We start from the raw sequence: 18,178 nt of genomic DNA, 5'->3' as shown, positions 1-18,178 counted from the left end.
ACCAGGTGTAGGTCCAGGTCCAGGTCCAGGTCCAGGTCCGGGCGTACGGCGGGGCCGGGCTCAGTGGCCGCCCGGCAGGGAGCCGGACAGCTGGAGCAGTTCCACGAAGGCGTCGATGCCGGCGGGCACCGGCCAGTCGAGGTCGCGCATCGCGGCGAGGTCCGCGGCGGCGCGGGCGGCGACATCGGGCACGCCCGCGTCCACGGCTTTGGCGAGGACCGCCCAGCCGGCCTCCCAGCGGGGTCGGGTGAGTTCGCTCTGCACGGCCGCGACCACGGCGATGAGGAAGGCGAGCTGCCGGTCGCCGCGCTCGGGCAGGGCGAAGGCGTCCGGGTCGGCCAGCACCCGGTCCGGGTCGGGCAGGTCGAGGTGTTCGAGGTACGAGAGCAGTTCGATCCCGGCGGCTTCGCCCACGGCGCCGGTGAGTGCGGCGGCCAGGGCCTCCCGGCCCGTCGAGGCCGCGTACCCGGTGGCCAGCAGCCGCAGGGCCATCTCCCAGGTACGAGGGGAGGGCCAGCCGCGGCCCCGTCCGGCCGCCTCGGCCGGCATGTGGTGGACCAGGCCCGGCCGGGCGGTGAGGAAACCGGAGACGGCGCCGCGGGCCCGGGCGACCGACCCGGAGGCCTTGGCGGGATCGACGGCCGGGATCGCCACCTCGGGCCAGGTGCCGGCCATGCCGCGGGCCACGGTGCGCGGGTTGTGCGTCCAGTCGAGGTGGACGAAGCGGTTGGCCAGCGGCGGGCTGAGGTGCCAGCCGTCCGCGGCGCTGGCGGGCGGATTGGCCGCGGCGACGATCCTTACCGCCGCCGGGAGTTCGAGGCTGCCGACCCGGCGTTCCAGGACCACGCGCAGCAGGGCCGCCTGCACGGCCGGCGGGGCGGAGGACAGCTCGTCGAAGAACAGCAGACCGTGGCCGGTGCGGGCGAGGCGTACCGCCCAGTCCGGCGGGGCCATCGGGACACCCGTGGTGGCCGGGTCCTCGCCGACGATGGGCAGCCCGGCGAAGTCGGAGGGCTCGTGGACGCTGGCGATGACGGTCTCCAGCCGTACGCCGAGCGCGGTGGCGAGCTGCTCCATGCCGGCGGACTTGCCGATGCCCGGCTCACCCCACAGGAGGACCGGCTGATTGGCCGTCACGGCCAGGGCCAGCGCCTCCAGTTGGGGGTTGGTGGCGGGCTCGGTGCGGGTGGCGCTCAGCCGCGCACCCAGGGCGTCGGCGGCGGCCAGCGCCCGGGCGGGCTGCGGCTGGGTTGCACTCATGCGTCGTCGCCCTCGTCCTCGTCGTCCTCGTGGTCTTCGTCGTCCTCGCGGTCCTCCATGTGCTCGTCGAACCAGTCGGCGCCGATGTCGGGGAACTCCTCGTCCACGCGGTCCCGCAGGAAGGCGAGGTCGGTGCGCTGGTAGCGGCGGATCTCCTGGGACAGCGACAGTTCCATCTCGTCGATGACGTCGATCCGGGAGCCGGCTGCCAGCAGGGCCCTGACCAGGTCCGCCGAACCGCCCCAGTGCACCGCGGACAGCAGCGGGGTCCGCTCGGCCTTGTCCCGCGCCTCCAGGTCGAGTCCGGCCGCCAACAGCCGGGGCAGCAGCACCTCGTGGTCGAGCAGGTGGAGTGCGTGCAGCAGGCCGCGGCCGCGGGCGTCCCGGATCCGGGGGTCAACGCCCGCGTCAAGCAGCGCCACCACACCGGGGGTGTCGCCGTGCTGGACGCGCAGGAAGAGCTCGTGCCGCTGGGCCTGGAGGGCACGCGGCAGCCGCCCCTCGCCCGTGGTCCAGGCCTGCTGCACGGCGAAGCACCCCGAGACCGCGCCGCCGAACGCCCGCATGGCGCGCTCCCGTTGCTGCTCCTCGGGGGTGTGCGGCACGTCGAGTGCACCGCCTCGCGAGCGCACCTCGTGCCACCCGCCGCGGCAGCGCACCCGTACCGGCCTGCCCGTGTCGGGGCCGGGCGGACCCACGACGGGTCCGACACCGGGGAACAGCGCGGCGGCCACCAGCGGGTGCAGCTCGCGCGGGGTGATCCGGCCGGTCCGTACCAGTTCGGGATCGGGGAGGCGCTGCCAGGCGTACCGCGGTAGCAGCGGGACGGCGCGTGCCTCGTCCTGCTCGATGATCCGGGCCCGGAGCCCGTCGGGACCGGCGTGTTCCAGCAGGAGGTGGGAGCGCCAGTCGGCCGCGATCCGGTACCGGTCGCCCGCTCCGGCCGCCACGAGCCGCCCCACCTCCGGCGCGAGCCGGGTGAGGTCGATCGGTATCCGTTCGAGCAGGGCCTTCGGGTCCACCGGGCGCTGGTAGCGCTGCGGGGTGGGGGCGGTCAGGTCACACGCGATGCCCGCAGCCTGGTACGCCCCGACCACGTCCTCTCGGGCCCGCAGCCGGGCGATCCGCTCGGCGAGGCCGTCCGGGTCGGCGAAGCGGGAGCCCAGCTCGGACGCGCACCGGGCGTCCCAGAACGGCCGGACCGCGGTCCAGTCCTCCGAGACGAAGCCGCGCCCCGCGTACAGGTTCCTCTTCTTGGTGACGACCGGCGCGCAGTGCAGGCGCAGCCGCTGCGAGCCTTCGGTCATGAGGGGCGTGGTGACCGACAGGGTCGGACCGCCGTGGCCGCCGTACGAGGCGAGCAGGATCCGCAGTTCGGGGGAGATGGTGGTGCGGCCGCCCAGGAGCCGCGGCAGGTGCCAGCGCACCAGGTCCGGGGCGAGGTGCCGCAAGTCCTCCGCCACGGCCTCCGCGACGGCGGCGCCGTAGCGGGCCTCGAGCTCGGACAGCTCGAAGCCGACGTCCACGGCGGCGGCCGCGCAGGCCGCCCGCCAGTCACCGGCCAGCCGGTGCGCGGTGGCCTGCTCGATCATCCAGCCGGGCACGGCGTAGCGGCGGATCCGCTGCCATGCCGGGCCGTCCTCCGGCCGGAAGCCGCCGGACAGTTCGGCGTTCTCCACGCTCACCGGTACACGCTGCCGATGGCGCGCAGGTCCGGGTGGGCGGCCCGGGCGGGGCGGAGCCGTTCGGTGAAGGAGCGCTTCACGCGGCGGGGCAGGCCGGGGCCCAGGCCCACGTACTCCAGAGGGCTGCCGGCGGGCATGGCGGCGAGCAGGCTCTTCGCGCCGCGTCCGGTGAGGCCGGTGTGCCGCAGCTCCAGGCGGCGCAGGGGGCTCCCGGGGAGGGCGGCGGCCAGGGCGTACGCCCCTTCGTCGCCGCAGTCGTTGCCGGGGGCTCCGAGGCTGCGCTCGGACATGGTCCGGCCGAGGTCCAGGGCTTCGATGCCGCCAAGGGACGCGGCCAGGGAACGGGCGCCGGCGGCACCGATGCCGTTGCCGCCGAGCCCGAGGCGGACCGGGTGCGCGGAGGCGGCCGCGGCGGAGGCGAGGGTTGCGGCGCCCTGGTCGCCGAGGTGGTTGGCCGGGACGTACAGCTCGCGCACCCCGGCCTCCCGGATCAGGGCGGCGAGCAGCGGGGCGGCGTCGGGGCCGAGGCCGTTGCCGCCGAGGAAGAGCCGTTCCAGGGGCTGTCCGCGGTCCAGCAGGGCGTCGAGCAGGAGGCGTACGCCGTCGGCGCCGATCCCGGTGTTGACCAGGTCGAGGGTGCGCAGGGCGGTGTTGCGGCGCAGCAGTGCGGCCAGGGTGCGGGCGCCGTCCCCGAAGAGCGGGTTGCGCTTGAGCCAGAGGGCGCGGACGGTGGTGTCGTCGGCGAGGGCGTCGGCGAGGGCGCTCACCCCGTCGGGGCCGATCCGGTTGCAGCCGAGGTAGAGGGTGTGCAGCCCGTGGCCGCCGGTGAGGACCTCGGCCAGGGTGCGGGCGCCCGCGTCGCCGATGGCGTTGGTGCCGAGGAGCAGGTGGTCGGCGTGGGCGGAGGCGGCCGCGGCCGGCAGCAGCCGGGCCGCGCCGGCCGGGCCGAGTCCCTGCTTGCAGAGGTCGACGCGGCCGTCGGCGCGCAGGGTGCCGAGCGGGAAGGTCTCGTCGGTTTCGACGGGCCGGTCCGCGGCGAGCCGGGCGAGCAGCGGGTCGAGGCCGGCCGGGTCGGCCGGCGGCAGGTCGGGGTGCTCGATCGCGGGGCACCGTACGGCTGTCGGCTGTGTCATCACCACTCCACCGGTTTCTTCGCCGGTGCCCGGCGTCCATCACGACTTGAGACGAGAACTGCAGAAGTAGACGCAAGACCGGTCGGATTCGAACCGACGTCCTCCAGCTCGATGCGTGGGCGCGACGACCTCTGCGCTACGGCCTTGCTGCCGAGGATCATACCCACCCGGCGGCCGGAAATCGATCACCAGTTTGATCACGTCCGGAGGTTCGTTGCGTAGCCTTCTCGACCGGCGGGCAGCCAGCCCAAGCCCAGGCGCTTGATCCGCGAGATCGCCGCCGGAGTCGGTGTCGCGATCGGCACCGTACACAAGACCGTCGACTGCGTCAGTAGCCGAGCCCACCGACGCCCACGTCGCTTGTTGGGGCAGGGAGCGGAGCCCGGGCCGTGTCAGTGGCGTCGTCGATACTCTGCCCATGACCGACATCGAACAGCTGCTGCACGACGTGGCCGCGAAGGCGCCCCTGGCCCTGCCCTTTGAAGGCTCCTCCCTGCGCGCTCCCGCGACTGCCGAAGAGGTCGCACGGGCCGAGGCAGCCCTGGGGTTCACGCTGCCCCCTCTGCTGGTCAGTCTGTACACCCGTGTCGCCGACGGCGGATTCGGCCCCGAGGGCGGCCTGTTCCCGCTGCTCGACGACACCGGCCGAGGCCCGTCTGCCGTCTCCAGCTACCTGGCCCGGCGGTCGGACGGCCAGGCGGAGGACGGCTGGGACTGGCCGGAGGGTGTGCTGCCCATCGTCGACTGGGGCTGCTACATGCTCGCGTGCGTCGATTGCCGCGACGGCGATGCGGCCGTGCTGCTCTTCGAACCCAATGCCGCAATACCGGAGTTCGCCTGGTACGTCGATGCCCCCGGCTTCGCCGGGTGGTTGCGCGCATGGCTGGACGGTTCGGCGTGGTACTGCAATGCGGGAGATGAGGAAGAGGAGATGGCGCCCTGGCCCCACTACGCGGCCCGGACCGGCCGATGATGCCATGGCCCCCCGGGGCCGCGTGTGCACCATGGGCCCGCCCTGCTGTTGCCGGTGCGGTTCCCGAGGCCGGCGCTGAGGCGACCGGCGTCAGCCGGTGATGTCGAGCGCCGTGCCGTACAACCGTTGCACCTTCAATCGTATGACGACCCGGCGCTCGGCAACCAACTCCTTCAGAAAGGCGTCTTCGTCGCTCGGTTCGCTCGGCCTCGCAGCCTGCGGGATCATCGCAAGCAGTTCTCGCCCGACGGCGTCACCCGGGACGGTCGTCACCTCGGATACCTCCGCCTCGCCCTCGGCGACGGCGAACGACCACACGTCACCCCCTGACACGTGCAAGGCCGCGCGGGGGTCGCGGCGCAGGTGCTTGACCTTGATGCGGTCAGCGGTCGTGGAGAATCGAAGGACACGCGTGTCAGGGGACCACTGGTAGAGCATCGTGGTCAGATGCGGATGACCGCTGCGCTTGTTGGTGGCTAGGGTGCCGAACTGCTGATTGGCCAGCAGGGTCGAGAGGGCTTGGTCGGACAGGGCGCGAGGGGCAGGTTTTTGTGTCATGACATCGCCAACTCCCTTAGGGGTGCGGGAATTCCGCGGTCTCCGAGATCATGGCGGAAGTCGCGTTCGCGCCGCGCCCGTGTCCGCGAGCGTCCGCCTCCGCCCGGTGCGGGCGGAGGCATGAGGGCCCGGCCGGGGCGATCAGAACGCGAAGGCGGCGTTTCCGTTGAGCGTCGCGGACATGGCACATGCGTTGGAGAAGGTGTGCTTCCAGGAGATGCGGCTGCCCTGCCAAACGCCGTCCACGGTGACGGTGACCGGGTCGTAGTGCATCGGACAGGCCCGGTTCGGGTCCGGAGCGGCCAGGAGCGCGTCGAGCGTGCCGGCGGTGGCGGCAAGGGCGGCACAGGCGGCGTCGGGGTCGGGGTGCGTTCCCTGCGCGGTCGGTGCGCAGCTGAGGGTGGACGCCCGTACGACGGTGGCCTCGTCCTCGCCCTGGGCCACGGCGAGGACCACCGCGGAGGGGGCGTACAGGCTGGTCGGCTGGGCCTGCGCGAGGCCGGTGGCGCCGGCCAGGGCCAGGAGGGCGGCGGCGGAGACGGCAGCGATGCGGTGACGCACGACAGAACTCTCTTTCAATTCGAAGGATGAAAGCGGCAGTTGCCTGCGCTATGTCGGCAGGACACGGGCTGAGTCTGTCGGATGTGAAGGCCGTGCGCACATCGATGACCGAATTACGGACAGCACGTTCGATTACCGGGGGCCGGATGGCCGTTCCGGCAGCTCAGGCGGGGGTTAGGCCGTACGCGATCACGCCCCGACGGGGGATCGGCACCCCGCGTGACGGCCGCATGGGGCCGTTGAGCTGCTGTCGGTCGAGCGCGGTTCATCGAACGGCCATTCAGGGTGACCGGATTCTGCCGCTGCCTTCGGGGCCACGGGCTTACCCCACGCCGTGGCGGGCAGGCGCCCGGCGGGACCGCTTCCAGCAGTGGGAGGAGTCATGACCCGAAGAGTCCACGAGGTAATGACCGGGAACCCTGTGACCGTCGAAAAGCTGACCTCGCTGGCGAAGGCCGCACGGGTGATGCGGGACGCCGACATCGGGGATGTCCTGGTCGTCGACGAGGGGCGGCTGTGCGGCATCCTCACCGACCGGGACCTCGTCATACGCGCCATGGCGGAGGGGAGGGATCCTGCCGACACGACGGTGCAGGCGATTTGCAGCACCGAACCGATAACCGTCAAGCTGGGCGACGACGTTGATCAGGCCATCACTCTCATGCGCAGACACGCCCTGCGGCGCCTGCCCGTGCAAACCGAGGACGGCGAACTCGTCGGCGTCGTCACCTTGGGCGACCTCGAGGTCGAACGGGATCCCGGGTCTGCCCTCGCGGCCATCGCGGCGGCCGAGCCCGACACCGGAGGCCGGCACCCGGCGGAGTGAAGGAGACGGGACGTCGCCTTGAACGCGTCAGCCACGTAGCTGACGCCCTGACGCCCTGACGCCCCTCCTCGTCCGGTGCCGTTCCTGACAGGCATCCGACCCAGGAGCGGCACCCGAACCGTGGCACGGCCCTGCTACTGCCGGCCCAGCATTCCCGCGCGCAGTTGGGCGAGGATCCGCGACAGCAGGCGGGACACCTGCATCTGGGAGATGCCGAGCGCTGCGCCGATCTCGGACTGGGTCTTCTCCTCCCCGAAGCGCATACGCAGGATCAGCCGGTCGCGTTCGTCGAGTTCGGCCAGCAGGGGCGCGAGGGTGTGGAACTCCTCGAACAGTTCCATGGCCGGGTCGACATCGCCGACGACGTCGGCCAGCGATCGGCTCCGGGTGGTGGGAGAGGACTGCTCTTCGCCGTCCTTCGGGACGTCCAGCGAGTCGCTGGTGTGGCCGTTGGCCGCCAGCAGGCCCTCGACGACCTCGTCCTCGGTGAGTCCGAGGTGCTTCGCGAGTTCCTTCACGGTCGGCGCCCGACCCAGTGCGTCCGTCAACACCTCCCGGCTCCTGCCGAGCTCGGTCCGGAGCTCCTGGAGGCGCCGCGGAACATGTACCGCCCAGGTGGTGTCACGGAAGTACCGCTTGATCTCCCCAGTGATGTAGGGGACCGCGAGGGTCGCGAACTCGACCTCGCGGTCGGGGTCGAAACGGTCGATGGCCTTGATGAGCCCGATGGTGCCGACCTGGACGATGTCCTCCATCTCGACCCCTGAAGCACCTGCGTGGGCCCTGAAGCGGCCGGCGGCGAATCGCACCAGGGACACGTTCATCTCGATCAGCGTGCCGCGGACGTACTGGTACTCGCGCGTCCCTTCCTCCAGGGACCGCAACCGCACGAGGAACAGTCTGGACAGTTCCCGTGCGTCGGAGGGAGCCACGTCCCGGGCGTCGGTGATGTGCGGCAGGTCCCCGGACGGCTCGGCGGGTGCGCCGGCGGCGGGGACCACGCCCCGACTGCTCCGGCGGATGAGACCGGCGGCTGCGGCTGAGCGAGACATGGAGACCCTTCCTCACAGAGACGGATGATCGAACCATCGCCTGCCCATGAATCGCGTCCGTACACGGGCTTTCGACCCGCAATCCCGAAGGTGTGACGCGGGTCACACCTTCGGGTGGTCGCCGGATCCCGCCCCGACCGGTGGATTCAAAGCGCTGCCACCGCTGGGATCGGGCGGATCACCGCCGGCCCTCGGCGCCGCGGGCGGCCTGCTCGGCCGCCTCCGCCAGCGTGTGGGCTCCCTCGGTGCTCAACCGGCCGCCGCCGCTCTCCAGGTGGGCTCGGACGAACCATTGGAACTGCTCCAGCCGGGCCAGCTGCCCGACGAGCATGTCCTGGGTGACCAGGTCGAGCTCGTCGGTGGCTTTCATGGCGGCCCGGTGGTCCTCGATCACCCCGCTGTAGACCAGGTCGAGTGCGCCCAGGTGCGCGACCGCGTCCGCGCGGCCCACGCCGTAGTCGTCCCAGCTGCGTCCGGCGGCGATCGCGCCCGGCGTGCCGATCGGTACGCCGCCCAGGGTCGCTATGCGCTCGGCGGTGGTGTCGGTCATCTCGCGTACCGCGTCCACCTGCGGGTCCAGCATCTCGTGGAGGGCGATGAAGTGCGGGCCCACCACGTTCCAATGGACGTGCTTGAGGGTCAGGGCGAGGTCGTTCAGGGCGTGCAGCCGGGCCTGGAGGATGTCCGTCACGCGCTCGGCATCCTGCCGGTGCATGCCGGGGACGGTGTACGGGGCGGCGGCCTGCTCGGACCGGGTCATGAGGTCGTCTCCTGATCATCGAGATGGACGGCGTTCGAAGATTCGCCTGCCCCGCGCCGCGACGGGCACACCCCCTCGATGAAAGAGCACCGACGGTGGAGCCTGGGAAACGCGGGGGAGTGCCATGGAACGTCACCTCGCCGCTGATCAGCCGCTTGACGGCTCCGGGTGCCTGAGTGCGACAGAGCTCATGGCCGGCGACTGCCCCGATCGCGCCGTTCGCCCCCGCGGTGAGGTGCGGCGGGGACCGACCGATCTGCTGCGGGGCAGCAGCTGCATGCGCGTCCGATAGGAGGGCAGGCGAGGGGAATGATTCTCTCCATCCCCCTCTCCGCCCAGGCCACACCCTCGCTGCTGCTGATCCTGGTCGGCGTTGCCGTCGTCGCGGTACTGCTGGGCGCCGTCTGGTGGGGCAGCCGCCGCGTTGCCCGCCGCCGCTCGTCCTCCGCCACACCGCCCGGACCGGGCAGCCACCGGCGCGACTCCTGGCGAACCCCGGACGAAGGCCCCTGAGCGACCGGGTCTGGCCGGGGCCGGCCCCCGCTTCGACTTCCCTCAGCCGAGGTCCTCAGCCGAGGTCCTCAGCCGAACCCCTCGCGGCCCCGGCGCTCCGGAACCCTGAACGGTTGCCCGCCCCGTGCCGTCGGCTTCGTCCGCGGTCGGCCTGAACGGGGGGCAGCGGGAGCCCCTGGACTGGCCGTTCGGCCGATGTGACCCCTCACCGAGCCGCCCGTAGCGTGGAAGGAGTTCGGGCCGAGCGGACAGGCCGGAGGCCCGGACCTCCCTCCCCATCTCGCAGAGAAGGAGCGTCAGATCCATGCGTGAGACCAGCCTCCGTCGTGGCTTCAGCGCTAGCCTCAGCCGCCCCCATGCCCTCTGCGGCACCACCGTGGCCCTGGCCGCGCTCCTCGCGTCGGCCGCCCCGGCGTCGGCCGGGGCCGTCGGGGAGGCCACCGCAGCTCCCGTGCCCGCCCCCACCGCGCAACCCGTGTGCCCGGGCAGGGACCTCGACATGAGCTGGGACACCTCCGGGGCCGCCAAGGAAGGCCGGCCGTCCGGCCAACAGGAAACCGCGGTGGTGCGGGTCACCAACCAGGGAAACCGGCCCTGCGTCCTGACCGGGCACCCCGAGGTCACCCTGCGCGCGGCGGGCCGGGACACCGAGAGCCTGCGCGCCGACGGCCGCGCCGAGGCACCCCTCACCCTCGGGCCCGGCCGCGCCGCGTCCTTCGAGGTGGTGTTCCTCAGCGAGACCGCGGAGCCGGCCCAGGCCATCACCCCCGTACGGATGAGCGTCCGCCTGCCGGGCACCGGCGCCGAAGCCACCCTCCCCTGGCGGTGGGGACCCGTAACCCGGCAGGAAGCCGCCACGCACCCGGGCAACCACGTCGGACCCCTCACCGCCGTCACGAGCACCGCCCACCCCACCGGCCACCGCCCGGCCTCGCCCCGGCCAGTGGGCTGCGGCCAGGGTTGGCACGGCCTCCAGGTCGTAGCGGTGAGCCGGCACGGCGCGGACGCCTGCCCCACCGCCACCGCGGTGACCGCCGCACTGGGCCGCGCCCTCGACGCGGGCCGCGACCTGCCCGTCACGGTCCGTGCCGCGGGTACGGCATGGAAGTGCGCGGAACGAGAAGGCGACCCCAACCCGCACCTGGAGTGCGTGAACACCCGGGGCCGGAGCGAGAGGGCCCTGCTCGTGTCCTGAACCTCGCGCGTGGTGGCCGGCGCAGCCCGACGGTGCCGGTGTCCGCGAATGCCTTCTCCACCCGGGGGAGCGAGTCGGCGACCACAGGCCGGCGACCACAGGCCGGCGGCCAGTAGGCGGTTCCGAAAGGCGAGGGCGCCCGCACTGAAGCGCACGGGATCGGGCATCCTCCGCTCTGCTGGGCGGCGGCACGCTTCCGTGGGTCAGGCGTGGCCCCGCTGGTCAGGCCTCCTGCGGTATCGGCGTCGTCGAGGGCGGCGCCCATCCTCAGGCGGGTGGCCCGGGGGCAGGCTCGTTCCCCGCCCGACACCGAAGGGGTCGACGGCCGGCGTGCCCTGCGGACTGCCGAGGAGGCCGCAGGCGACCTCACCGCTGCGGACGCCGGCAGCCGCGCCGAAAGGGAGGAATGGCGGCGCATCACCGGCCCGCTCTACCACCCCGGCGGTCCGTACGCGCCCGAGGCCGATGCCACGTGCAGGAGGAGCAGCAGCTCACCGCCCACAGGAATCGGCAGGCCGCCCCTCGGCGAAGGCGCCGTCTGCGGCCGGTGCCGGGCTCTGCTCGTCGCATGAGCCACCTGAGCAGGCGAGTTCGAAGCCGGTACCACTGCTGGGGGGCGACGGGGCGCTGAGCCAGACCCGAGCCGGCCGAGACGGCGGGACTGCCCTACGACGGTGCGGCCGCGGGCCGGTCACGCACCCGAGGGGCGACGAGGGCGTTTGTGGCCGGCTGCAGCGGGCAGCGGAAATATCAAAGAGCAAGGGGGCGCTCGCCGCATGCGTATCTCCACGGAAGTACTACGTGCCGAGTTCAGCGAATGGGACACCGACGACGACTGGCTCCTCAATGCGGACGAGTTCGGAGGCGCCCTCGCCCGCTTGACGGGACGGAGTCCAAGCCCAGAAGAACTCCTTCGACTCTTCCGCGCGGCAGATGTCGACGGCGACGGCTTGGTATCCCTCCCGGAATTCCAGGAGTGCGTTCACACCCTGTAGCCGGCCGGCCCTCGGGGGTGGCCGGCGGCGCGTTCTTCTCCGTTCCGGATGCGTCGTACACGGCTGATGCGGGCGCGGCGTGGTCGTGGTTCAGGGGCCATCAGTCCGCACGTGCGGAGAACGGGAGCGCCGAGGGGTGAACCGGGGCAAGGATCCGACGAAGAGTCAACAGCCGCACCAGGCACGGAAATCCAAGATGACGAAGGTCATGCTGGTCACCTCCTATTCCCGTTCGGGGCAAGGAGGCAGCGCCGACGGCGGCCTGGAGTCGACGCCGGCCGCTCCCACGAATTGCCGAGCATGACCCGTACGCACCGGCGCCGCGGACAGGGCGCCCGACGCCGTCCCGGGCTCGCGCGCGTGCCCGGCGGGAGGCAGGTACCGGGCCGGGGCGGGTGCCACGGGGGACGTGGGCCGCAGCCGTGCCGGGGGCAGGGTGGCGCCCGGCCAACGGCGGCGCTCCAAGCCTCAGGCAGACGCCCGGCTGCCGGCTGCAGGCCGCAGTGATGACCCCGCTCACGGCAGGCAGGGCCCCGTTCAGGAGATCTTCGGCGCGCTCCACACGGGAACGCGGGATCGTGCCGGGGAACGGGATCGCCGAGCGTGTGCACGGTCGGGCTCTGGCCGTCGGGCATGATCTGCGGCATGGGGCGGCGCGGAGCGCGCGTCTGCCCGGAACACGGACTGGGGGACACGGGGTGGAGTGGGGAACGCTGGTCGCCACGCTGGGTGGCGGTCTGATCGCGATAGCGGGCACGGTGCTGGCCGACCGCCTGCGCACACGTCAGGAACACCGCCGCGCCCTGCAGGCGCGCCGCCGGGACGTCTACACGGAGTTCATCGCGGCGGCGGGCACGGCCCACACCGAACTGCGCCGCCTCGCGCAGAACGGCGCCGGGGCGACCGACCTGGAGGAAGCAAGCCGCGTAGCGCTGACGGACGCCCGCATCTACGAGGTGCGCGAGCGCCTCTTCCTCGACGCGAGCGCTCGGATCGCGGGCACGGGCCAGACCATGTTCGAACGCCTCCGCGCCCTGCGAAACGCGGTCGCCGCGGGCGCCGGCATCTCGACCCCCGCTTTCCACGACATCTACCACCCCTACCTGGACGCCGTCTGGGCCTACCGCGAGGCCGTACGCGACGAGCTGGAGGGCCACGCCCTCACCCCGACCGACTTCGGCTGGTCCGCTTGGGACGGCCGCGAGCGCTGCCCGCACTGCGGGGAGCGCGGGGCGGACACGGCATCCGTGCAGCGCTGAGCCCGCCCCGACCGCGAGGACGGATCTCCGGTGGAGCCGTTGGCGGCGGCCACGGACGACCCACCGAATGGATACCACCGTCAGGTAGCCGCCGCACGACACCGGACGGCCCCCTGCTGCCCAGGCCTCGCGGAGCTGGGCGGCGGTGACCGCGGTGGCATCGTCGGCTGGGCCAAGCCTGACCGCGTCCAGAATCTGTGTCCAGGACGTGGCACCCATCTCCAGCACCGCGACGAACGAGTACGGCCAGCCCGGAATGAACTGCGAAGCCGTCTTGGCCCGGCCGTAGACGTGGCAGAACAGCCGGTCCGGCGGACACGGCGCGTCTGACCGCAGCCACGGCGAGACGTCTACCGCCAGCACCAGGCGCCCGTCCGGGAAGCGGGGCAGCGGCAGGCCGGCCAGCAGCGACCGCAGCCGGCCGCTGTCGATCCGGCCCTGGTGGAGTCCGTCGTACATAGCGCCATGCCCGCGCCGGTGCTCGGGCAGCAACGTCAGCTCCACCGCCGAGTGCACCGCACCCGGAGCACACAGCACCGCGTCCGCCAGCTCGAACAGATCATCACCCCGCACGGTCAGACACGCGTACGACTCGTCCCGGAAGCGTGACGCTTCCGCGAACGCTTCCCGTACAGCAGCATCAGGCAGCAGACTCACCCTCACGGCCGTCGTGGTCACATGCAGCTCGGTCGGAGCACCTGATCAGACGAAGCCGCCCCGCGTCCGGCGAATGCCCAGCTGGGCTACCCAGTTGATACGCCGTTCGAGTCAGTCAGGCAGCGCCACGGTGAGATCCACCTCGACGAGCTGTCCGGGAAAGCCCAGCTGGGCAACGCCCAAGAGCGTGCTGGCGGTGGTGAACGCCGGCCCCAGGGCAGACTCGGTGAGCCGACGCCATGCGGCTCCGAGCATGTCCCTCTCGTCGCTCCGCACGTAGATCACTGACCGCACCACGTGTTGCGGCTGGGCACTCGCCGCGGCCAGGGCAGTGAGCGCGTTCGCGACCAACTGGTCGACCTGCATCTCGAGGGAACCGGCACCGACGAGGTCACCGTTCCGATCAAGCGGGCACTGTCCCGCCAGGTAGGCCGTACGCCCTGCCTCTACCACCGTGATGTGGTGGTAGCCGGGCGTCTCATGTAGCTGCTCGGGGTTGATGCGGGTGATCTTCTCAGTCATGTCCGCGAGTCTGCCTAGCGTGGTGCCGGCACGCACCGCAATTTCCCCACCGGCAAGCACTCCGCAGCAACCTGAGGCCTCCTGAGCTGTAGCTGCCGGGCCTACCGACTGGGTTCGAAGAGGACCCGAGACCCAGTAGGTGCCTCCGGCGGCGGGCTGGATGTAGGGGATGTCCCAGGTCCACCGATGTTCGGTGCAGCGGCTGAAGTGCAGTCCGCCCATCCCGGTCCAGGGGAACAGTTGCCGCAGGCGAACTGGCGGTGTTCCGCGCGATGTACGAGGCCGTGTCACCCGACGGCGCCGACCACTGGCCCGTCATCGTGGGCAAGAGTGCCGACATGTTCCGTACGCAGCCGGACATCCCCCCGCAGGACCTGGCCCGTATCGGCGCGCCCGCACTCGTCCTCGTCGGGGACGACGACCTGGTCACGCTGGAGCACACGATCGCCCTGTACCGCGCGATCCCCGGCTCCGAGCTGGCCGTCGTACCCGGAACGTCGCACGCGCTCATCATGGAGAAGCCGGAGCGGGTCAACCGGATCATCCTCGACTTCCTCGGCGGGGAGCCCGTCCCGACGCTGCTGCCCATCCGGCGCGCACCGCGGTAGGTACGGGGATCACAGCCAGCCGCGGCGCTGGGCCTGGAGGGCGAGCTGGAAGCGGGTCGTGGCGCCCAGGCGGGCCATCAGGACCTCCACACGGCGGAACAGGGTGCGGCGGCTGATGCCGAGTTCGCGTGCGATGTCCTCGTCCGAGACCCCGCCCGCGAGGAGGGTGAGCATGCGGCGGTCGGCGGGCAGCGGGCGCTGCGGTGGGACGGCGGCACCCCGCGGGGGCGGTGTGCGGGAGGCGTACAGCGGCAGCGCGCTCTGCCAGGTCTGCTCGAACAGTGCCACCAGCGCCGAGAACAGCCCGCAGGGGCGGACGATGAGCAGGGTGTGGTGCACGTCGACCTCGTGGATCGACAGGGAGACCAGCGCGCACGCGTCGTCGATGATGATCAGCTTCACCGGGACCGCGTGCACGACCTTGGCCTGCTCGCCGGCGGCGATGCACGGCTCGATGCTGCGGCTGAAGTTGCCCGGGTACTCCAGTGACTCCCGGGAGTACACCACCCGCTGGGTCACGCCCCGGGCGAGGGTGGCGAGGGCCTCGTCGGTGGCGGTGGGGATCGGGAAGTACGGCGGGGAGTCGAACTGGCGGATCTGGCCGCAGGCACCCGCCCAGGCCTGGCGCAGGCGCGGGCCGATGTCCTCTCCCGTGACCACCTCGACCAGGTCGTTCTTGAACGCGGGCGGCCGACGGCGGCGGAAGGTGTCGAAGGCCCCGGCGACGGTGATGCACGAGGCGTCGAGTTCGGCGGCCCGGAGGCGGCCGAGGAACTGCAGGCCGGCGGCTGGCGGCAGCGGGGCGACCGGCTCGTCGTCGCCGGTTGCGGCGCTGCCCAGCCCCGCCTCGACCAACTCCTCGTACGAGGCGACCAGTTCGGACTCGTCCAGGCCGGTGGCGGCGCCGAGCTCGGGCAGTCGTACGGGCGCCAGCTCCAGCAGGGCCAGATAGAGCCGGACCGCCCCGGCGCCGATGCCCAGTCTTCGCAGCGCCTCGCCGACTTCCCCCGTCGCCATGGGCGGCAAGGTACCAACGCGGTGCGGGCGGCCGCACCACCCCGGCCGAAGAAAAGGCCGGGCGGTGCGGCCGCGCGGGACCGTTTCGGCGCGGGTCCGGGCCCGGATCGGCCAGGACCAGGACCAGGACCAGGACCCGGACCAGGACCCGGACCCGGGTCAGTAGTCGATCGTGTTGTGGTACAGGCAGGACAGGGCGCCCGCACCCACGTCGTGGCCGTCGGCGGCGCGGTGGCTCCAGAACTGGCCGAAGGTACCGGAGACATGGCCGAGGAAGGTGCTCCACAGCGGCCCCGCCGGGTTCTCCGCGCACGTGTCACCGGGCTCGTTCGCGGCATCGGACAGGTCGATCATCGCGCCGAGGACCCGGCCCTCGACCGTATCGCCGTTGTCCCAGCCGGAGGTGCCCCAGGTCGGCCCCTCCAGGTCCTGGGTGCGCCCGCCGGGCCAGCGGAAGGTGGGATCGCCGAGCGCCACGACGCCGAACCAGGAGGCGAAGCCCTCGGTCCAGGCGCAGCCCGCCGAGCTGGTCTTGGTGATGTAGTGCGGGCTGCAGTTGGGGGAGGAGGGGAAGGCGTCCTCGTAGACGTCGTCCATCATCGCGTGGCCGAACTCGTGCAGTACGAGCACGGGGGCGTCGGGGTCCTCGGCGGCGAGGTGCACGGCGTTGCCCTGGAGCGAGTAGTACGTGCCGTCGGTGGAGTCCGGCGCCCAGTTGACCAGGCCGCGGCGGCAGGTGGTGTCCCGGGCGTCCCAGCAGCTGCCGGGCTTCCAGTCCCAGCCGGTGTTGACCGTGTCGAAGGCCTCTACCCCGCGCATCAGCGCCGCGTCGGCCGGCTGGAAGGCACCGATGCCGGTGTTGGAGCCGGTGGGTACGTTGGCCCGGACCGGGGAGGCGAAACGATACGGCTGGCGGGACTTGCCGTTGCGTATCACCCAGTGCTGGTTCTCGGTGGCGAACTGGACGTAGACGTCCTGGCCGCCGCCCTCCTCGTCCGCGTTGCCGAAACAGAGCGTGAAGCCGCCGTCGGCGCCCGTGACACCGGTGACGAGGAGATCGTCCGCGCCGCGGGCGTCGTCGTCGTAGACGGCCACCCGGGCGTTGGCGGAGACCCGGGTGACGCCACCGTGGTCGACGTAGTTCCACGAGCCCGTCGCACAGGCCGTACCCGCCGCGGCCGCCGGCGCCGCCGGGCCGGGGGCCGGCTCGGCGGGGCGGTGGACGAGGCCCGGACGGGCGCGGCTCGCGCCGGCGGCCGCCGGGGCCGTGGCGCCGACGCTCCCGACCGGGATGCCGAAGACCGACTGGCGTGCGCCGACCGTGAGGAAGACGCTGCCCGCGTCGGTGTCCGCCGGGTCCGCTGCCGAGGTGGCGGTGGCGCGGATACCGGCCGGCCCCTGGGCGACCGCGCGTACGGTGCCGCTGAGCCGCCACGGGCGCTGCTGCCCCGCCCGGCCGGCGCCCTCGGCCCGGTGCACGAGGCCGCCCTGGACGGGGACGAGCGAAGCGGCCGTGGAGGTGCTGAGCCCGGCGGGCGCGGTCACCCATTCCAGACCGGCGGGGAGCTGGACGTCCAGGCGTACGTCCGTGTCGCCGCCGACGGTGCCCACCTCGATGTCGAGCCGCGCCGAACCGCCGAGGACGGGGGCCTCGGACAGGTGCAGCGTGACGGCCAGGCAGTGGCCGCGCTCGTCGGTGCGGTCCGCGTACGTCTGCGCGGCCGGCCGGCATCCGGCGGCGCCGCCGGGCGCGGCCGCGGCCGGACTCTGGCCGGGCACACCGGCGAGCGCCAGCAGCAGTCCGCACACGGCGGCGCGCACCGCGGCGCGGCCGGGGCTCCGCCGGCGGTGGTGTCTACGACTCAGGTGCATGGGGGTCCTCTCCAGTCGGGGAACTCGCTGCGGCAGCGCGTTCTACCGGATCCGGACCCCGCGCGGTGGCCGATCAGTGTCACCGGCGCGGATCGGCACATCCCGCAAGTCACAAGCACGCCAACCTGGTTGGCGTGGCGGTGGAACTACGAGTCAGCGGAGGGCCGCGGGGTGCGGCGCGCCCGCGCCACGCGCCGTTTCGCGCGCCAACTGCCGCCGCGACACCCGCTTTCGGGCGCACCACCGAGGCCCATGCCATGCAGACCGGCGCGCCCCTGGGCCGGAGCGCCGCACCACGCCGTGACCGGAGCGCCAAAGGCACGACACCACGGCCATGGCGCGCCTCCGTCACGCCGACCACCGCGAGCGCCACGCAGTCGATGCGGCGTCAATCGCCTCGAGAAGGGCCGGGCGGTGGCCACCCGGGATGACAAGCTACTGGGCTTTTCGGGTTGTCGTCGGGTAGTGACGGTTGATGATCCCTGCGGTATGCCGGTGAGGTGAGGTATCCGGAGGATGGGGGCCTGACCGCTGAGCGTCGGGCGTTTCGTGAGGGGATCCGGCTTCAGACTGGCGGCAGGTTCGCGGCGGGTGAGGAAACCGCGGTGATCGCGAAGGATCTACGGGTGAGTGTGCGGTCGGTGGAGCGGTGGCGCCGTGCCTGGCGCGAGGGCGGCATGGAGGCCTTGCGCTCCGCGGGTCCGGCGAACTCCCCGACCGTCACCGAGGCCC

18 protein-coding genes and 2 pseudogenes are annotated in these 18,178 nt (G+C 72.6%); 7 read left to right on the top strand and 13 right to left on the bottom strand.

What is annotated here, in order from left to right:
• Positions 1-60: 60 nt before the first annotated feature.
• The 4 genes and pseudogenes from AB0447_RS31605 to AB0447_RS31590 all read right to left on the bottom strand — a co-directional run bounded on the left by AB0447_RS31605 (position 61) and on the right by AB0447_RS31590 (position 4,224).
• Positions 61-1,260 carry an AAA family ATPase gene (locus tag AB0447_RS31605; RefSeq protein WP_366480294.1) on the bottom strand — a complete coding sequence of 400 codons (1,200 nt, stop codon included), beginning with the start codon at positions 1,258-1,260 and terminating at the stop codon, positions 61-63.
• Positions 1,257-2,945: an ankyrin repeat domain-containing protein gene (locus tag AB0447_RS31600; protein ID WP_366480293.1), complete on the bottom strand. Its 1,689-nt coding sequence runs from the start codon at positions 2,943-2,945 to the stop codon at positions 1,257-1,259. The genes AB0447_RS31605 and AB0447_RS31600 overlap by 4 nt, the downstream gene beginning before the upstream one ends.
• Positions 2,942-4,078 carry a gala protein gene (locus tag AB0447_RS31595; RefSeq protein ID WP_366480292.1) on the bottom strand — a complete coding sequence of 379 codons (1,137 nt, stop codon included), beginning with the start codon at positions 4,076-4,078 and terminating at the stop codon, positions 2,942-2,944. The genes AB0447_RS31600 and AB0447_RS31595 overlap by 4 nt, the downstream gene beginning before the upstream one ends.
• 73 nt (positions 4,079-4,151) lie before the next feature.
• Positions 4,152-4,224 (bottom strand): annotated as a pseudogene (locus AB0447_RS31590).
• Positions 4,225-4,496: 272 nt separating this feature from the next.
• On the opposite strand from AB0447_RS31590, the gene AB0447_RS31585 reads away from it, so the two are divergent.
• Entirely contained in the window at positions 4,497-5,051 is a 555-nt protein-coding gene (locus tag AB0447_RS31585) for an SMI1/KNR4 family protein (RefSeq protein WP_366480291.1), read from the top strand.
• Between the two features lie 90 nt (positions 5,052-5,141).
• On the opposite strand, the gene AB0447_RS31580 is transcribed toward AB0447_RS31585, so the two are convergent.
• Positions 5,142-5,609, bottom strand: coding sequence for a PPOX class F420-dependent oxidoreductase (locus tag AB0447_RS31580; RefSeq protein ID WP_366480290.1), 468 nt, complete (start codon positions 5,607-5,609; stop codon positions 5,142-5,144).
• Between the two features lie 141 nt (positions 5,610-5,750).
• Positions 5,751-6,170, bottom strand: a complete 420-nt coding sequence (locus AB0447_RS31575) for a subtilase-type protease inhibitor (protein ID WP_366480289.1) — start codon at positions 6,168-6,170, stop codon at positions 5,751-5,753.
• 382 nt (positions 6,171-6,552) lie between these two features.
• Between AB0447_RS31575 and AB0447_RS31570 the strand changes: the two genes are divergently transcribed.
• Positions 6,553-6,996 carry a CBS domain-containing protein gene (locus AB0447_RS31570; RefSeq protein WP_366480288.1) on the top strand — a complete coding sequence of 148 codons (444 nt, stop codon included), beginning with the start codon at positions 6,553-6,555 and terminating at the stop codon, positions 6,994-6,996.
• 134 nt (positions 6,997-7,130) lie between these two features.
• Here AB0447_RS31570 and AB0447_RS31565 read toward each other — a convergent pair whose 3' ends face one another.
• Together AB0447_RS31565 and AB0447_RS31560 are read right to left on the bottom strand one after the other, a co-directional pair.
• Positions 7,131-8,048, bottom strand: coding sequence for a SigB/SigF/SigG family RNA polymerase sigma factor (locus tag AB0447_RS31565; RefSeq protein ID WP_366480287.1), 918 nt, complete (start codon positions 8,046-8,048; stop codon positions 7,131-7,133).
• Between the two features lie 178 nt (positions 8,049-8,226).
• Positions 8,227-8,808 carry a DNA starvation/stationary phase protection protein gene (locus tag AB0447_RS31560; protein WP_366480286.1) on the bottom strand — a complete coding sequence of 194 codons (582 nt, stop codon included), beginning with the start codon at positions 8,806-8,808 and terminating at the stop codon, positions 8,227-8,229.
• Between the two features lie 309 nt (positions 8,809-9,117).
• Between AB0447_RS31560 and AB0447_RS31555 the strand changes: the two genes are divergently transcribed.
• The 3 genes from AB0447_RS31555 (at position 9,118) to AB0447_RS31545 (ending at position 11,511) form a co-directional block, all read left to right on the top strand.
• Complete coding sequence (locus AB0447_RS31555; protein ID WP_366480285.1) at positions 9,118-9,321, top strand: DUF6479 family protein; 204 nt, start codon at positions 9,118-9,120, stop codon at positions 9,319-9,321.
• 304 nt (positions 9,322-9,625) lie between these two features.
• Entirely contained in the window at positions 9,626-10,516 is an 891-nt protein-coding gene (locus AB0447_RS31550) for a DUF4232 domain-containing protein (protein ID WP_366480284.1), read from the top strand.
• A 776-nt stretch (positions 10,517-11,292) separates the two neighbouring features.
• Entirely contained in the window at positions 11,293-11,511 is a 219-nt protein-coding gene (locus AB0447_RS31545) for an EF-hand domain-containing protein (protein ID WP_366480283.1), read from the top strand.
• 215 nt (positions 11,512-11,726) lie between these two features.
• On the opposite strand, the gene AB0447_RS31540 is transcribed toward AB0447_RS31545, so the two are convergent.
• The 3 genes and pseudogenes from AB0447_RS31540 to AB0447_RS31530 all read right to left on the bottom strand — a co-directional run.
• Positions 11,727-13,427, bottom strand: a complete 1,701-nt coding sequence (locus AB0447_RS31540; RefSeq protein WP_366480324.1) for a transposase — start codon at positions 13,425-13,427, stop codon at positions 11,727-11,729.
• Positions 13,428-13,538: 111 nt separating this feature from the next.
• A complete protein-coding gene (locus AB0447_RS31535) occupies positions 13,539-13,949 on the bottom strand; it encodes a Rid family hydrolase (protein WP_366480323.1) in 411 nt (136 codons plus the stop codon).
• 135 nt (positions 13,950-14,084) lie between these two features.
• A pseudogene (locus tag AB0447_RS31530) lies at positions 14,085-14,171 on the bottom strand (hypothetical protein); the annotation flags it as partial.
• Between the two features lie 38 nt (positions 14,172-14,209).
• Between AB0447_RS31530 and AB0447_RS31525 the strand changes: the two are divergent.
• Positions 14,210-14,557, top strand: a complete 348-nt coding sequence (locus AB0447_RS31525) for an alpha/beta hydrolase (protein ID WP_366480282.1) — start codon at positions 14,210-14,212, stop codon at positions 14,555-14,557.
• A gap of 9 nt (positions 14,558-14,566) precedes the next feature.
• On the opposite strand, the gene AB0447_RS31520 is transcribed toward AB0447_RS31525, so the two are convergent.
• On the bottom strand, positions 14,567-15,574 hold the full coding sequence (locus tag AB0447_RS31520; RefSeq protein ID WP_366480281.1) for a helix-turn-helix transcriptional regulator: 1,008 nt from the start codon (positions 15,572-15,574) through the stop codon (positions 14,567-14,569).
• Positions 15,575-15,733: 159 nt separating this feature from the next.
• Complete coding sequence (locus AB0447_RS31515) at positions 15,734-17,446, bottom strand: hypothetical protein (protein WP_366480279.1); 1,713 nt, start codon at positions 17,444-17,446, stop codon at positions 15,734-15,736.
• 500 nt (positions 17,447-17,946) lie between these two features.
• On the opposite strand from AB0447_RS31515, the gene AB0447_RS31510 reads away from it, so the two are divergent.
• Positions 17,947-18,178, top strand: a 232-nt coding sequence (locus AB0447_RS31510; RefSeq protein WP_366480278.1) for a helix-turn-helix domain-containing protein, incomplete at its 3' end; no start/stop codon positions are given.

This window comes from Streptomyces sp. NPDC051211 (assembly GCF_040689505.1).
Classification (GTDB): domain Bacteria; phylum Actinomycetota; class Actinomycetes; order Streptomycetales; family Streptomycetaceae; genus Streptomyces.
Note: the sequence above shows the minus strand (reverse complement) of the source record. Positions and strands in the feature narration are given on the sequence as shown.

Bases quoted from the DNA above. Each gene is read 5' to 3' on its own strand.
- AB0447_RS31605 (WP_366480294.1), bottom strand. From the start codon at position 1,260: ATGAGTGCAACCCAGCCGCAGCCCGCCCGGGCGCTGGCCGCCGCCGAC.
- AB0447_RS31595 (WP_366480292.1), bottom strand. From the start codon at position 4,078: ATGACACAGCCGACAGCCGTACGGTGCCCCGCGATCGAGCACCCCGAC.
- AB0447_RS31585 (WP_366480291.1), top strand. From the start codon at position 4,497: ATGACCGACATCGAACAGCTGCTGCACGACGTGGCCGCGAAGGCGCCC.
- AB0447_RS31580 (WP_366480290.1), bottom strand. From the start codon at position 5,609: ATGACACAAAAACCTGCCCCTCGCGCCCTGTCCGACCAAGCCCTCTCG.
- AB0447_RS31570 (WP_366480288.1), top strand. From the start codon at position 6,553: ATGACCCGAAGAGTCCACGAGGTAATGACCGGGAACCCTGTGACCGTC.
- AB0447_RS31565 (WP_366480287.1), bottom strand. From the start codon at position 8,048: ATGTCTCGCTCAGCCGCAGCCGCCGGTCTCATCCGCCGGAGCAGTCGG.
- AB0447_RS31560 (WP_366480286.1), bottom strand. From the start codon at position 8,808: ATGACCCGGTCCGAGCAGGCCGCCGCCCCGTACACCGTCCCCGGCATG.
- AB0447_RS31555 (WP_366480285.1), top strand. From the start codon at position 9,118: ATGATTCTCTCCATCCCCCTCTCCGCCCAGGCCACACCCTCGCTGCTG.
- AB0447_RS31550 (WP_366480284.1), top strand. From the start codon at position 9,626: ATGCGTGAGACCAGCCTCCGTCGTGGCTTCAGCGCTAGCCTCAGCCGC.
- AB0447_RS31545 (WP_366480283.1), top strand. From the start codon at position 11,293: ATGCGTATCTCCACGGAAGTACTACGTGCCGAGTTCAGCGAATGGGAC.
- AB0447_RS31535 (WP_366480323.1), bottom strand. From the start codon at position 13,949: ATGACTGAGAAGATCACCCGCATCAACCCCGAGCAGCTACATGAGACG.
- AB0447_RS31520 (WP_366480281.1), bottom strand. From the start codon at position 15,574: ATGGCGACGGGGGAAGTCGGCGAGGCGCTGCGAAGACTGGGCATCGGC.
- AB0447_RS31515 (WP_366480279.1), bottom strand. From the start codon at position 17,446: ATGCACCTGAGTCGTAGACACCACCGCCGGCGGAGCCCCGGCCGCGCC.